Genomic DNA, 14,228 nt, shown 5'->3' with positions numbered 1-14,228 from the left:
TGCGCCTGAAACGCAACAGGCCGCGCCCATCGCGTCAATCAAACAGGCCACCCTGCCGCGGCGCCGGCGCCAGTTGCGCGCGCAGCCGTTGCGGATCGTCCAGCCGCTGCCGCGGATGGTGATCGAGCACGCTGACGAACGGCAGCAGCTTCTTCAGCGGCACCCGCAGCCGCGCCAGGTCCTCGACCCGCAGCCGCGCGTGCCGCCGCGCCAGCAGCAGCCGCTCGACGTTGCGCGTGCCCAGCCCCGGCACGCGCAGCAGCAGTTCGCGCGCGGCGGTGTTGAGATCTACCGGGAACCGCTCGGGGTTGCGCAGCGCCCAGGCCAGCTTGGGGTCCACGTCCAGATCGAGCATGCCGCTGGCCGCGGGCGGGGCGATCTCCTCCACCGAGAAATCGTAGAACCGCAGCAGCCAGTCGGCCTGGTACAGGCGGTGCTCGCGCTGCAGCGGCGGCGCCAGCAGCGGCAGCTTGCTGGAGGCGTCGGGAATCGGACTGAACGCGGAGTAGTAGACCCGGCGCAGGCGATAGTTGCCGTAGAGATTGTGGCTGGTGTGCAGGATCGCGCGGTCGTCGGCGCCATCGGCACCGACGATCATCTGCGTGCTCTGCCCGGCCGGGGCGAAGCGCGGCGGCTTGGCGCGTACCCGCGTCTCGGCCTTGCGCGCCTCCTTGCTCTCCTCGATGCGCCAGCGCAACTCGCCCATCGCCGCACGGATGCCGCCGACGTTCTTCTCCGGCGCCAGTTGCGCCAGGCCGCCTTCGGTCGGCAACTCCACGTTGATGCTGAGCCGGTCGGCGTAGCGGCCGGCGGCGGCGAGCAGTTCCGGCGCCGCATCGGGAATGGTCTTGAGATGGATGTAGCCGGCGAAGCGATGCTCCTCGCGCAACTGCCGCGCCACCTCGACCAGTTGCTCCATGGTGTAGTCACTGTTGCGGATGATGCCGCTGGAGAGGAACAACCCTTCGATGTAGTTGCGCTTGTAGAAATCCAGGGTCAGCTTGACCACTTCGGCCGGGGTGAAGCGCGCGCGGCGCACGTTGCTGGACACGCGGTTGACGCAGTACGCGCAGTCGAACACACAGAAGTTGGTCAGCAGGATCTTCAGCAGCGACACGCAACGCCCGTCGGGCGTGTACGAATGGCAGATGCCCATGCCCTCGGTGCTGCCGATGCCGCCGCTGCGCAGCGAATGGCGCTTGTCGGCACCGCTGGAAGCGCAGGAGGCGTCGTACTTGGCCGCGTCGGCGAGCACGGCGAGTTTTTCGAGGGTATTCACCGGCCGACGATGCCGGGTCCGCGTCTCAAACGGTGAGACGCGGATGCGCTGCGGCCTTCACCGCCATGAATCGCTCAGGTCGACGCGCCGGCGTTCAGGCCGCTGCGCGTGCCGCGGCGCCATCGAAGCGATAGATGTCCATCGCCAGCAGGCCGGCGTCGATCCCGGCGTCGATGCGCTGCGCGCCTAACCCGTCCGTCCCCGCCGCGCCCATCGCCACGTAGATCGGCAACCAGTGCTCGTCGGTGGGATGCGCACGCGCGGCGAACGGCGCCTGCCGCCGGTAGTCGAGCATCGCCGGCACGTCGTCGCGGCGCAACGCCTGCTCGGTCCACTCGATGAACGGACGCACGTAGGGCACTTCCTTGCCCTCGGCGTAGCGGCCGAAGTCGTGCAGGTTGTGGGTGATGCTGCCCGAGCCGATCACCAGCACGCCGTCCTCGCGCAGCGGCGCCAGCGCGCGGCCCAGCGCCAGATGGTGCTCCGGCCCCAGTTCCGGCTGGATCGACAGCGGCACCACCGGGATGTCGGCCTGCGGGTACAGCAGCGACAGCGGCACCCACACGCCGTGGTCCAGCCCGCGGCGCTCGTCCAGCACCGGCGCCAGCCCGGCCTGCGCCAGCAGCTCGGCGACCTGGTGGGCCAGCGCCGGCGCGCCCGGCGCCGGGTACTGCATCGCATACAGCGCCTGCGGGAAGCCGCCGAAGTCGTGGATGGTCGGCGGCTGCGTGGCGGCACCGACCAGCGGCCGCCGGCCCAGCCAGTGCGCCGAGGCCAGCACGATGGCGCGCGGCCGCGGCAGCGTCTTCGCCAGTTCGGCCAGGCGCGTGCCGACCAGGCCGGGCTGCAGCGCGGTCATCGGCGAACCGTGCGAGATGTACAGGGAGGGCAGACGGGACATGACAGGTCTCCGGAAGGGACAGGAAACACCACGCTCAGCGCGTGCGCAACACGAAGCGGCCGTCGCCGATCAGGAACAGCACCGCCAGCGCCAGCGCCCAGAACGCCGGGTACTCCCAGCCGCCGCCGGGATTGGCGAAGCCGAAGCCGTTGGCGCCGTGCACGCTGACGATGGTGCCGAGCAGCAGCGGGATGCCGAGCAGTCCCACCCAGCGCGCGTACACGCCAAGCAGCAAGGCCGCGGCGAGGGTGAACTCCAGCGCCATCGCCACATAGCCCAGCGCGCCGGGCAACCCGAGCGACACGAAGTAGGCGGCGGTGCCGGCCGGGGTGAACACCAGCAGCTTGGTCAGTGCATGCACCAGGAACAGCGCGCCCAGGGCCAGGCGCAGCAGGGTGGCACCGTAGGGCGCCAGGCGGGAGACGGGAGCGGACATGGGAGACCTCACGACGGGGCAGGGAATGGGGAACGCTGTACAGGCTATTCCCGTCGCCGCCACGAATAAATTATCGTTATTTCGAGAATTCATTTCGGGATCCGCAACAATGGATACGCTTGATGCGATGCGGGTGTTCGTCGCCGTGGTCGACCGCAACGGCTTCAATGCCGCCGCCGAGGCGCTGGGCATGTCCACGGCCAGCGTCACCCGCCAGGTGGCGTGGCTGGAACAGCGCCTGGGCTCGCGCCTGCTCAACCGCACCACCCGCCGGGTCAGCCCGAGCAGCGTCGGCGCCGCCTACTACCAGCGCTGCCAGTTGTTGCTGGCCGAGTTCGACGACATGGAGGCGGCGGTCGGCGAGCAGGCGTTGACGCCCTCCGGCACGCTGCGGATCAACGCCCCCTTCAGTTTCAGCATCGCCCGGCTCGGGCCGCGCCTGGCCGGCTACAGCGCGCGCTATCCGCAGGTGGCACTGGACCTGACCCTGTCCGACCGCCTGGTGGACATCGTCGAGGAAGGCTACGACCTGGCGATCCGCATCACCCGGCAGGTGGCGCCGACCTTGATCGCGCGCAAGCTCGGCGAAGTGCAGGCCTTCCTGTGCGCGGCACCGGCCTACCTGGCGCGCGCCGGCACGCCGCAGCTGGCGGCCGACCTGGCCGGCCACGCCTTCCTCAGCTACAGCTACGTGCAGGACGACCTGACCCTGCACGGCCCCGAGGGCGCGACCCAGGTGCGGGTGGCCGGCACCCTGCGCGCCAATTGCGGCGACGTGCTGCGCGAGGCGGCCATCGCCGGCATGGGCATTACCATGCAGCCGGACTTCATGGCCGAGGCGGCACTGGAAGATGGCCGCCTGGTGCGGGTGCTGCCCGAGCACGAGGTCGGCCCGATCGGTGTCTATGCGGTGTACGCCAGCCGCAGCCACCTGGCGCCGAAGGTGCGCAGCTTCATCGACTACCTGGTCGAGGTCGGCATCGACCGCAGCATGCGCTCCCCGGCCGAAGACTGAACCGAACCGCGGCGCGCGGTCGGACACAACATCCCGCCGGTGGCGCTGATCCGGGCGGCAGGGCGTGCGCACAATGCCCGCGCTTTCCCCCTCACCCTTCAGGAGTCCGCCTATGAGCAAGATCGTGATCGTCTACTTCAGCGGCTACGGCCACACCGTCAAGCAGGCCGAGGCCGTGCACGCCGGCGCCGCCAGCGTCGGCGAGGCCACGCTGTACCGCATCGACCAGGACGGCAACCTGCCCGACGGCGCCTGGGAGGCCATCGGCCAGGCCGACGCCATCATCTACGGCAGCCCGACCTACATGGGCGGCCCCGCCTGGCAGTTCAAGAAGTTCGCCGACGCCAGCTCCAAGCCCTGGTTCGCGCAGGCCTGGAAGGACAAGATCGCCGCCGGCTTCACCAACTCGGCCTCGGTCAACGGCGACAAGTTCGCCACCATCGAATACTTCTGGACCCTGGCCCAGCAGCACGGCCAGATCTGGGTCGGCACCGGCCTGCTGCCGTCCAACACCAAGGCGCACGGCCCCAACGACGTGAACTGGACCGCCGGCTCCGGCGGCGCGCTGGCGATCTCGCCGTCCGACGCCTCGCCGGACGAGGCGCCGCGCAGCGGCGACCTGGAGACCGCGCGCCTGCTCGGCAAGCGCGTGGCCGAGTTCGCGGCCAAGCTCAAGGGCTGAGCCGCTTCGGTGCCGCCCGCGCCGGGCGGCACCCTGCACCGCGATCGCCGCGGTGCACGGGGCGACACGATGCCCCCTTCGGCGCCCGGCCTAGCCGGTCGGGCGCTTCCGCAGCACGAGCTAATCGCGGCTGCAGCACCGCCGCCTGTTCTCGCCCCCTCCCACTTTTCGCAACCGCCGGCCCCGAGCCAGCACCGGCGATCTACGCCGTGCCGCCCGTCGCATGCGCCGCGCGCAGGTGATCGATGAACACGCGCAGCTTCGGCGGCAGGTGCTCGCGCGCCGGGTAGTAGATGTGCCAGCCGGCGAACGGCGCATGCCAGTCGTCCAGCACCCGCTGCAGGCGGCCGGCGGCGACGTCGGCGGCGACCTGCCACTCGAACGCCTGGCCCAGCCCCAGACCGCGGCGCGCGGCGTCCAGGCCGACCGCGGTGTCGTTGACCACCAGCCGCCCGGTGACCTCGACCAGGAAATCGTGGCCGTCGCGGGTGAATTCCCAGGCCTGCAGGCGGCCGTCGGTGCGCCGCCAGCGGATGCAGTCGTGCTCGGCCAGCTCGGCCGGCGTGCGCGGCGTCCCATGCGCGGCGAAATATGCCGGCGCGGCCACCACCGTCTGCCGCTGCGGCGGCCCCAGCGGCACCGCGATCATGTCGCGCGCCAGGCTCTCGCCCAGGCGGATACCGGCGTCGAAGCCGCCGGCGACGATGTCGGCCAGGGTCCGGTCCGAATACAGCTCCACGCTGACCTCCGGATAGCGCGCCAGGAACGCCGGCAGCTGCGGGCACACCAGCTGCTCGGCGGCCACCAGCGGCAGGTTGATGCGCAGCGTGCCGGCCGGGCGGTCGCGCAGGAAATCCAGGTCGGCGAAGGCCACATCGATCTGCGCCAGGCCCGGCGCCACCCGCTGCAGGAAACGCTCGCCGTGCTCGCTCAGGCCGACCCGGCGGGTGGTGCGGTTGAGCAGGCGCGCGCCCAGTTGCGCCTCCAGCGCGCGCAGCGTCTGCGACAAGGCCGAGGGCGAGACGCCCAGTTCGGCGGCGGCGCGGGTGAAGCTGCCGTGGTGGGCGACGCGGACGAAGGCGACGACGGCGGACAGCGGCGGTGGACGGTGCATGGGGAACGGGCGGCAGCGGCAGGACGGACGCGCGGGGTGCGCCCTCCATTGTTTAGCACACCTTCAAGGCACATGCGGATTACCCGGATTTATCCATGGCGACACGGCGCCTACAGTGCCCGCACCCCTCACTGGAGACCGCTGCGATGGCCCTTGATCACTACCGCCTGCTCGGCCGCTCCGGCCTGCGCGTCAGCCCGCTGTGCCTGGGCACCATGACCTTCGGCGCCGACTGGGGCTGGGGCGCGGACGAGGCCGAAGCGCGCCGCCTGTTCGACCTGTACGTCGATGCCGGCGGCAACTTCCTCGATACCGCCAACATCTACACCAACGGCAGCGCCGAGACCCTGCTCGGCCGCTTCGTCGCCGGCCGCCGCGACCGCCTGGTGATCGCCAGCAAGTTCGCGCTCAATCCCTTCCCCGGCGACCCCAACGGCGGCGGCAACCACCGCAAGGCGCTGCTGCGCTCGGTCGACGCCAGCCTGGCGCGGCTGGGCACCGACTACCTGGACCTGCTGTACCTGCACGCCTGGGACGGCACCACCGGCATCGACGAGGTCATGCGCGGTTTCGACGACCTGGTGCGTGCCGGCAAGATCCTCTACGCCGGCATCTCCGACACCCCCGCCTGGCAGGTGGCGCGCATGCAGACCCTGGCCGACCTGCGCGGCTGGACGCCGTTCGTCGCCCTGCAGATCGAGTACTCGCTGGCGCAGCGCACGGTCGAGCGCGAACTGGTGCCGATGGCCGAGGCGCTGGGCATGTCGGTGCTGGCCTGGTCGCCGCTGGCGATGGGCGTGCTCACCGGCAAGTACGGCGCCGCCGACCTGGCGCGGGTGCGCGCGGCCGCCTCCGGCGGCGCGCAGGTCGATGGCGTGGGCCGCGCCGAGGTCGCGCATTCGCAACGGACCTTCAATGAGCACGCGCTGGCGGTGGCCGAGGCGGTGGTGGCGCTGGCCGCGGACCTGCAGCGCTCGCCGGCCCAGGTGGCGCTGGCGTGGTTGCTGGCGCGCGGGGCGATGCCGATCGTCGGCGCACGCAGCGTGGCGCAACTGCAGGACAACCTGGGCGCGCTGTCCCTGCACCTGGACACCGAGGCGCTGCAGCGGCTGGACGCCGCCAGCGCGATCGAACTGGGCTTCCCGCACGACTTCCTGGCCTCGCCGAATCCGCAGGCGCTGCTGAGCGGCGGCACCCGCATCCAGCCGCGCTGAGCGCGGCGACCGTCCCTTCGCACACGAGGAGCGTTGCATGGCACCCACCACGACCACACTGCCGAGCAGCATGACCCTGGCCGAGGCCGAAGCGGCCGGCATCGCGCAGATCGCCGCACTGATGGGCCCGCAGCAGGGTGCAGCGATCCGCGCCCTGGCCGACGACGCGGACACCGCGCTGAGCGGCCGCGGCGCCGCCATCGCCTTCGGCGAGATCTATCGCGCCGACGGCGCGCTGGACCTGCGGACCCGCGAACTGGTCACGGTGGCGGTGCTGGCCAGCCTCGGCCACGCCGCACCGCAGTTGCGCCTGCATCTGCGCGCCGCGCAGGCGGCGGGCGCCAGCCGTGCAGAGATCTTCGCGGTGCTCGACCAGTTGTACGCCTACGTCGGCTTCCCCACCGCGCTCAACGCGCTCGCCATCGCGCGCGAGGTGCTGGACGCGCCCTCACCCTGAGCGAACCGGACACCGGCCACGCTTTCCCTCCCCCTCCCCCTCCCCCTCCCCCTCAGGAGCAGTTCCATGCAAACCCGCACCCTCGGCCGCAACGGCCCCCGCGTCTCCGCCCTCGGCCTCGGCTGCATGGGCATGAGCGCGTTCTACGGCGGCCGCAGCGACGACGCGGCCGCGATCGCGGTCATTCATGCCGCGATCGAGCACGGCGTCAGCCTCATCGACACCGCCGACATGTACGGCCCGCACACCAACGAAGTGCTGGTCGGCAAGGCGCTGGCCGGGCGCCGCGACCAGGTCGTGCTGGCGACCAAGTTCGGCATCAAGCTCGATCCCAACGACCCGGCCGCGCGCGGCATCGACGGCCGCCCGGAGTACGTGCAGTCCGCCTGCGAGGCCAGCCTGCGCCGGCTCGGCGTGGACCACATCGACCTGTACTACCAGCACCGGGTGGATCCGAACGTGCCGATCGAGGACACGGTCGGGGCGATGGCGCGGCTGGTGGAACAGGGAAAGGTGCGCTTCCTGGGCCTGTCCGAAGCCGCTGCCGGCACCATCCGCCGCGCGCACGCGGTGCATCCGATCACCGCGCTGCAGAGCGAGTATTCGCTGTGGTCGCGCGACCCGGAGCACGACGGCGTGCTGGAGACGGTGCGCGAGCTGGGCATCGGCTTCGTGCCCTACTCGCCGCTGGGCCGCGGCTTCCTGACCGGGGCGATCCGCTCGCCGGAGGACTTCGAGGCCGATGACTACCGGCGCCATTCGCCGCGCTTCCAGGGCGAGAACTTCGCCCGCAACCTGCAACTGGTGGAGCGGGTGCGCGAACTGGCCCAGGCCAAGGGCGTGACCCCGGGCCAGCTGGCGCTGGCCTGGGTGCTGGCGCAGGGCGAGGACCTGGTGCCGATCCCCGGCACCAAGCGCCTGGCCTACCTGGAGGAAAACCTGGGCGCGCTGCAGGTGAAGCTGAGCGCCGAGGAGCTGGCGCAGATCGAGGCGATCTTCCCCGCCGATGCCGCTGCCGGCCATCGCTACCCCGCCGCCTCGCGCGGCGCGCTGCAGGGCTGAACCGCGTCCCCGGCCGCGGCGCGGGTCGATTGCCCGCGCCGCGCCGGCCCCGCATGATGCGCGGGTGATCTCCTTCATCGTCCCCGCGCACGACGAAGCCGCCCTGATCGGCGACACGCTGGCCTCGCTGCACGTCGCCGCCCAGGCGCTGCGGCTGGACTGCGAGACGCTGGTGGTGGCCGATGCCTGCAGCGACGCCACCGCCGAGATCGCGCGCCGGCACGGCGCGCAGGTGCTGGAAGTGGAACTGCGGCATATCGCCGCCGTGCGCAATGCCGGCGCCGCCGCCAGCCGCGGCCGCCATCTGCTGTTCGTCGATGCCGACACCCGGGTCAATACGCCACTGCTGGCCGCGGCGCTGCGGGCGCTGGGCACCGGCGCGGTCGGCGGCGGCGCGCAGGTGCGCCTGCTCGGCGACATCGCCTGGCACGAACGCCTGGCCCAGGCGCTGTTCGGCTGGCTGTTCCGCTGCACCGGCATCGCCCCCGGCTGCTTCCTGTTCTGCACGCGCAGCGCCTTCGTCGCCGCCGGCGGCTTCGACGAGCGCTACTACGCCGGCGAGGACGTCGCCCTGAGCCGCGCGCTGGCGCGGCAGGGACGCTTCGTGATCCTGCGCGAGCCGGTGCACACCTCCGACCGCAAGCTGCGCAGCTTCAGCAAGCGCGAGCACCTGGGGCTGTTGCTGCAGTTGCTGCGCCGCGGCCGCGGCATGCTGCGCTCGCGCGACGCGCTCGGCTTCTGGTACGGGCAGCGCCGCGGGCGCTGAGCGCGTCGCTGCGGTTGCCGGCGCCGACGTGCTGGCAGTACGCTGCGCGCCCCTTGTGCGAGCTTTACGGATGAGCGTCGACACCAGCAGGCCCATTGCGCTGCGTCTCCTCGGCACGGGCGAGTACCTGCCCGCGCAGCAAGTGCCGGCGGAGACCTTCGACCGGCGCTGGGGCAAGCCCGCCGGCTGGACCCTGCGGCACACCGGGGTGGCCACGCGGCACTATGCGGGCGCCGACGAGCCGGCCACCTTGATGGGCGAGCGCGCCGCGCGCGCGGCGCTGGAGGCGGCGCAGTTGCAGGCACACGAGGTCGATTGCGTGATCAGCGCCTGCAGCCTGATGGAACAGGCGATCCCGTGCAGCGCGGCGCTGCTGCACGCGCGGCTGGGCCTGCAGGGCAGCGGCATCCCGGCCTTCGACATCAACGCCACCTGCCTGAGCTTCATCGCCGCGCTCGACCTGGCCGCGGGCGCGATCGCCGCCGGCCGCTATCGCCGCGTGCTGATCGTCTCCAGCGAGATCGCCAGCGTCGGCCTCAACCCGGACGATGCGGACACCGCGCCGCTGTTCGGCGATGGCGCCGCGGCGGTGGTGCTCGGCGCCGACACCGGCGACAGCGGTTCGCAGTTGCTGACCGCGCGCCTGGAAACCTACTCCGAAGGCATCGACCACTGCCGCGTGCGCGCCGGCGGCACCCGCCTGCGCCTGGATCACGGCGTCGAGGCGCTGCGCGCCGGTTCGCAGTTCGAAATGAACGGCCGCGCCACCTACCGCCTGGCCGCGGCGAAGCTGCCCGGCTTCCTGCAGCGGCTGCTGGCGCAGGCCGGGGTCGAGCTGGCGCAGTTGCGGCGGATCGTGCCGCACCAGGCCAGCGCCAAGGCGCTGCGCCATCTGCGCGTGGCGCTGGGGCTGGCGCCGGATGCGCTGATCGAGGTGATCGGCCACCGCGGCAACCAGATGGCCGCGTCGATTCCCGGCGCGTTGCACCAGGCGATCGCCAGCGGCCGCATCGTCCGCGGCGACCTGATCGGCCTGGTCGGCTCCGGCGCCGGGCTGGCGTTCGGCGGCGCGGTGTTGCGCTACTGACATGGCCCGCGTCCTGGTCACCGGCGCGTCCGGGTTTATCGGCGCCTACATCGTGCGCGCACTGGCCGAGGCCGGCGTGCCGGTGCGCGCCAGCGGCCGCGACGCCGCCAAGCTGGCGGCCTTCGCCAACGATCCGCGCATCGAGGTGCAGCGCGCCGACCTCTGCCACGACGCGTTGGCGCCACTGCTGCACGGCTGCGATGCGGTGATCCACTGCGCCGCGCTGTCGGCGCCGTGGGCCAGCGCCGAGACCTTCCGCCTGGCCAACGTGGTCGCCACCGAGCGTTTGCTCGACGCCGCGCTGGCTGCGCGTGTGCGCCGCTTCGTGCACTTCAGTTCGCCGAGCATCTACTTCCGCTTCAACGATCAATACCAGATCACCGAAGACTTCACCCCGCCGGCGCGCTGGATCGGCGGCTACCCGCAGACCAAGTGGGAAGCCGAGGAGAAGGTGCGCGCGGCGGCGGCGGCCGGGCTGCCGGCGGTGGTGCTGCGCCCGCGCGCGGTGTTCGGCCATGGCGACAACGCGATCGTGCCGCGGCTGCTGGCGGTGGCGCAGCGCGGCTGGTTCCCGCTGGTCAACGGCGGCCGCGCGATGATCGACGTGTGCTGCGTGGAGAATGCGGTGGCCGCGGCGCTGGCCGCGCTGCGTGCCGAGCACATCGGCGACGGCCGCGCCTACAACATCAGCAACGGCACACCGATCGCCGTGCGCGACCTGGTGACCGAACTGTTCGCGGTGCTGCGCCTGCGCGTGCGGCTGCTGCCGGTACCGCGCGGGCCGGCGCTGGCCCTGGCCACGCTCGGCGAACAGATCGCGCTGCGCCGACGCGGCCAGCCCGAGCCGCGGCTCAGCCGCTACGGCATCGGCGTGCTCGGCTATTCGCAGACGCTGGACATCGGCCGCGCGCGCCGCGAACTCGGCTATGCGCCGGTGCTGTCGACCGAGGCCGGGCTGGCCGCGCTGGGGCAGTCATGAGCGCGCCCCGGCTGCGCTGGCGGCTGTACGAAGCCGGCCACTGCACGCACCCCGAACGCGCCACGCGCCGCGGCGCGCCGCTGGCGCCGTGTCCGTTCCCGGCGCTGGCGGCCCTGCTGCAGCATCCGCAGCACGGCGACCTGCTGTTCGACACCGGCTACGCGCGCCACTTCTTCGACGCCACCGCGCGCTTTCCCGAGCGCCTGTACCGCTGGCTGACCCCGGTGCAGCTGGCGCCCGGGCAATCGCTGCGCGAGCAACTCGCACGCGACGGCGTGGATCCGGACCGCATCGGCTGGATCGTGCTGTCGCACTTCCACGGCGACCACGTCGGCGGTGTCGCCGATTTCCCGCAGGCACGCCTGGCCTGCGCACGACAGGCCTGGGACGACCTGCAGCGCCGCGGCCGCCTGGCCGCACTGCGCGAAGGCTTCCTGCCGGCGCTGCTGCATGGCGCGCGCCCGCGCATGCACTGGATCGAAGCGCTGCCCGCGGCCGCAACGCCCGCCGCGCTGCGCGACTTCGGCCCACCGCGCGACCTGTTCGGCGACGGCAGCGTGCTGCTGGTACCGCTGCCCGGGCATGCGCCCGGCCACTACGGCCTGTGGTTCGAGGACGCGCAGGGCCCGGTGTTCCTGATCGCCGATGCGGCCTGGTCCAGCGCCGCGCTCGCCGACGGCACGCCGCCGCCGGCGCTGGTCACCCGCCTGCTCGGCGAGCATCGCGTGTACCGCGACACCCTGGCGCGACTGCATGCGCTGCGCCAGGCCGAGCCGGGGTTGCGGCTGGTGCCCTCGCATTGCCGGCAATGGCGGCCAGCGCAGGCGGCGCACAGGCATGGCTGAGGCGCCCGGCGTGCTGATCACCGGCGCGCGCGCGCCGGTCGCGCTGGACCTGGCGCGCCGTTTCGCCGCGCAGGGTTGGCGGGTGCACCTGGCCGACAGCGTCGCCAGCCGCATTTCCGGCTGGTCACGCGCGGTGGCCGCGCATCACCGTGTGGCGCCGGCACGCGATGCGCCGCGCGCCTGGCTGGCCGACCTCAATGCCCTGCTCGCGCGCGAGCGCATCGACGTGCTGGTGCCGACCTGCGAAGAGGTGTTCTACCTGGCCCGCTACCGCAGCGCGCTGCCGGCGCAGCTGCACCTGCCGCTGCACGACTTCAACACGTTGCGCACGCTGCACAGCAAGTACCACTTCATGGAACTGGCGCGCGGGCTCGGCAGCGACGACGTGGAGGTGCCTGCCGGCGTGCGCGTGCGCAACCTGGCGCAGGCACGCGAGTGGGCCGGTTCCGAACCGCTGGTGCTCAAGCCGGAGTTCTCGCGCTTCGGCGTGCATGTGCGGCTGTACCCGGACGGTGTACCCACCGATGCCGCGCCGCTGCCCGCGCAGGGCGACTGGGTCGCGCAGCGCTACTGTGCGGGCGAGGAGCGCTGCTCGTACGCGCTGGCGCGCGACGGCGCGTTGCTGGCGCATGTGGTGTACCGCCCGCGCTATCGGCTGCGGCGCAGTTCCAGCTATTACTTCGACGCGGCGCCGGATCCGCAGATCGAGCGCTTCACCGCGCAACTGGTACAGGCGCTGCGCTTCACCGGGCAGATCTCCTTCGACTGGATGGTGTCGTCGGAAGGGCGCTGCAGCGTGATCGAATGCAATCCGCGCGCGACCAGCGGCCTGCACCTGTTCGCCGCAGCCGACCCGCTGGTGGGCGTGCTGTGCGGCGACGCGGGTCCGACGGCGGCGCCGCTGCGCCCGGCCGACGACCGCGCGGCGATGCTGGGCATGCTGATGCTGGGCGTGGCGCTGCCCGCGGCGCTGGGCCATGGCCGCCTGCGGCAGTGGCGTCAGGACTACGCGCGCGCCGAGGACGTGCTGGCGCCGCGCGGCGACCGCTGGCCGCTGGCCGGCACGCTGTGCGACCTGGGCAGCCATGCGCGGCTGGCGCTGGCGCAGCGCTGCAGCGTCCGCGAGGCCGCCACCCGCGACACCGAATGGGACGGCGAGGCGCTGCCGCCGCCATGACCGGCGCCGATGCCGAGGCCGCGGCGGCCGATTACGCCGCGCAGCTGCAGCGTTTCGCCGCACTGCATGCCGGCGGCGAGGCGCAGCAGTTGGCCGACAATGCGCATGCACGCATCGAAGTGCTGCGCGCCGGCGCACTGGCGCTGCCGGTGACGGTCGGCGAGCGCCACCCGGGCAATGCCTGGGTCTGCTCGCCGCGCACCACGTATGCCGACTACGCCGCCGAGGAAGCCGCGCGGCTGCTGCCGGGCGCGCTGGCCGCACCGGTGCGCGGGCTGTGCGGCGGCATCGGCGCGTGGCTGGACTGGGCGCGCATCGACCGCGCGGTCACCCTCAACAACTGGCTGCTGTCCACCAACCTCTATCCGCCGCTGCCGCCGAGCGGCCTGCGCACGCTGCTGGACGCCGCACGCTCGCGCTGGCCCGACCACGCGCTGTGGTTCCGCTCGCTCAACGCGGTGGACACGCCGCAGTGGCTGCACGCGCTGCAGGCCGAGGGCTTCACCCTGATCGCCAGCCGCCAGGTCTACCTGTACGAAGACTGGCCGCAGCTGCTGCGCCATCGCGACCTGGCCCGCGACCTCAAGCTCGTCGACCGCCGCGACCTGCAGCGCTGCGGCAACGAGGCCATCGGCGAGGCCGATTACCCGCGCATCGCCGCGCTGTATGCGCAGCTGTATCTGGAAAAATATTCGCGTTGCAATCCGGCCTACCACGCCGGCTTCCTGCGCGCCTGGCACCGCGCCGGGCTGCTGCGCTTCGATGGCTTCCGCGACGCCACCGGGCAACTGGTGTGCATCACCGGCCTGTTCGGCATCGGCGGCACCGTCACCGCGCCGATCGTCGGCTACGACCTGCGCCTGCCGCAGCGGCTGGCGCTGTACCGGACCCTCACCGCCTGCGGCATCGACCATGCGCGACGGTACGGCCAGCGCCTCAACCAGAGCGCCGGCGCGGCCAGCTTCAAGCGCCAGCGCGGCGGCGTGCCGGTCATCGAGTACAGCGCGGTCGATGCGCGGCACCTGCCGTTGCGGCGACGCCAGCCGATCGCCGCGCTCGGCGCGCTGACCCGGCGCGTCGGCGTGCCACTGATGCGCCGGTATCGGCTGTGAGCGGCGCCGCGCCGCGCGTTTTGCATTCCGTAACCGTTTTCAGCGCAAAACGCGCGTGTTTTGCCGAATGCCGGGCGCACCCGCTGCCTTATACTTTGCTGC

General features: G+C 72.4%; 15 protein-coding genes. 11 read left to right on the top strand and 4 right to left on the bottom strand.

Annotated features, from left to right (window positions below; all coding sequences use genetic code 11):
• Positions 1–34: 34 nt before the first annotated feature.
• The 3 genes from Q7W82_RS05375 to Q7W82_RS05365 all read right to left on the bottom strand — a co-directional run bounded on the left by Q7W82_RS05375 (position 35) and on the right by Q7W82_RS05365 (position 2,616).
• On the bottom strand, positions 35–1,279 hold the full coding sequence (locus tag Q7W82_RS05375; protein ID WP_242159619.1) for a putative DNA modification/repair radical SAM protein: 1,245 nt from the start codon (positions 1,277–1,279) through the stop codon (positions 35–37).
• Positions 1,280–1,373: 94 nt separating this feature from the next.
• On the bottom strand, positions 1,374–2,180 hold the full coding sequence (locus Q7W82_RS05370; RefSeq protein ID WP_242159618.1) for a class III extradiol ring-cleavage dioxygenase: 807 nt from the start codon (positions 2,178–2,180) through the stop codon (positions 1,374–1,376).
• 34 nt (positions 2,181–2,214) lie between these two features.
• Positions 2,215–2,616 (bottom strand): DoxX family protein, encoded by a 402-nt coding sequence (locus Q7W82_RS05365; RefSeq protein ID WP_242159617.1) that lies wholly within the window; start codon positions 2,614–2,616, stop codon positions 2,215–2,217.
• Between the two features lie 109 nt (positions 2,617–2,725).
• Here Q7W82_RS05365 and Q7W82_RS05360 point away from each other — a divergent pair, with 109 nt between their 5' ends.
• A complete protein-coding gene (locus Q7W82_RS05360; protein WP_242159616.1) occupies positions 2,726–3,631 on the top strand; it encodes a LysR family transcriptional regulator in 906 nt (301 codons plus the stop codon).
• 112 nt (positions 3,632–3,743) lie between these two features.
• Entirely contained in the window at positions 3,744–4,313 is a 570-nt protein-coding gene (locus Q7W82_RS05355; protein WP_242159615.1) for a flavodoxin family protein, read from the top strand.
• Between the two features lie 202 nt (positions 4,314–4,515).
• Here Q7W82_RS05355 and Q7W82_RS05350 read toward each other — a convergent pair whose 3' ends face one another.
• The gene (locus Q7W82_RS05350) at positions 4,516–5,427 is read right to left on the bottom strand and encodes a LysR family transcriptional regulator (protein WP_242159614.1); all 912 of its coding nucleotides are present in this window, start codon (positions 5,425–5,427) and stop codon (positions 4,516–4,518) included.
• 146 nt (positions 5,428–5,573) lie between these two features.
• Between Q7W82_RS05350 and Q7W82_RS05345 the strand changes: the two genes are divergently transcribed.
• The 9 genes from Q7W82_RS05345 (at position 5,574) to Q7W82_RS05305 (ending at position 14,126) form a co-directional block, all read left to right on the top strand.
• Positions 5,574–6,641, top strand: a complete 1,068-nt coding sequence (locus Q7W82_RS05345) for an aldo/keto reductase (protein WP_242159613.1) — start codon at positions 5,574–5,576, stop codon at positions 6,639–6,641.
• A gap of 37 nt (positions 6,642–6,678) precedes the next feature.
• Positions 6,679–7,098 carry a carboxymuconolactone decarboxylase family protein gene (locus Q7W82_RS05340; protein ID WP_242159611.1) on the top strand — a complete coding sequence of 140 codons (420 nt, stop codon included), beginning with the start codon at positions 6,679–6,681 and terminating at the stop codon, positions 7,096–7,098.
• Positions 7,099–7,164: 66 nt separating this feature from the next.
• Positions 7,165–8,160, top strand: a complete 996-nt coding sequence (locus tag Q7W82_RS05335) for an aldo/keto reductase (RefSeq protein ID WP_184502394.1) — start codon at positions 7,165–7,167, stop codon at positions 8,158–8,160.
• A gap of 64 nt (positions 8,161–8,224) precedes the next feature.
• Positions 8,225–8,926, top strand: a complete 702-nt coding sequence (locus Q7W82_RS05330) for a glycosyltransferase (RefSeq protein WP_242159610.1) — start codon at positions 8,225–8,227, stop codon at positions 8,924–8,926.
• Between the two features lie 70 nt (positions 8,927–8,996).
• Positions 8,997–10,013 (top strand): 3-oxoacyl-[acyl-carrier-protein] synthase III C-terminal domain-containing protein, encoded by a 1,017-nt coding sequence (locus Q7W82_RS05325; RefSeq protein WP_242159608.1) that lies wholly within the window; start codon positions 8,997–8,999, stop codon positions 10,011–10,013.
• A 1-nt stretch (position 10,014) separates the two neighbouring features.
• The gene (locus Q7W82_RS05320) at positions 10,015–10,992 is read left to right on the top strand and encodes an NAD-dependent epimerase/dehydratase family protein (RefSeq protein WP_242159606.1); all 978 of its coding nucleotides are present in this window, start codon (positions 10,015–10,017) and stop codon (positions 10,990–10,992) included.
• Positions 10,989–11,837, top strand: a complete 849-nt coding sequence (locus tag Q7W82_RS05315; RefSeq protein WP_242159605.1) for an MBL fold metallo-hydrolase — start codon at positions 10,989–10,991, stop codon at positions 11,835–11,837. Before Q7W82_RS05320 ends, Q7W82_RS05315 begins: the two co-directional genes overlap by 4 nt.
• Entirely contained in the window at positions 11,830–13,014 is a 1,185-nt protein-coding gene (locus Q7W82_RS05310; protein WP_242159604.1) for an ATP-grasp domain-containing protein, read from the top strand. Before Q7W82_RS05315 ends, Q7W82_RS05310 begins: the two co-directional genes overlap by 8 nt.
• Complete coding sequence (locus Q7W82_RS05305) at positions 13,011–14,126, top strand: hypothetical protein (RefSeq protein WP_242159602.1); 1,116 nt, start codon at positions 13,011–13,013, stop codon at positions 14,124–14,126. The genes Q7W82_RS05310 and Q7W82_RS05305 overlap by 4 nt, the downstream gene beginning before the upstream one ends.
• Positions 14,127–14,228: the final 102 nt, after the last annotated feature.

The sequence above is a fragment of the Xanthomonas indica genome (assembly GCF_040529045.1).
In the GTDB taxonomy this organism is placed as follows: Bacteria; Pseudomonadota; Gammaproteobacteria; order Xanthomonadales; family Xanthomonadaceae; genus Xanthomonas_A; species Xanthomonas_A indica.
The sequence above is the reverse complement of the archived record's forward strand: the minus strand, read 5'-3'. Positions and strand labels throughout refer to the sequence as shown.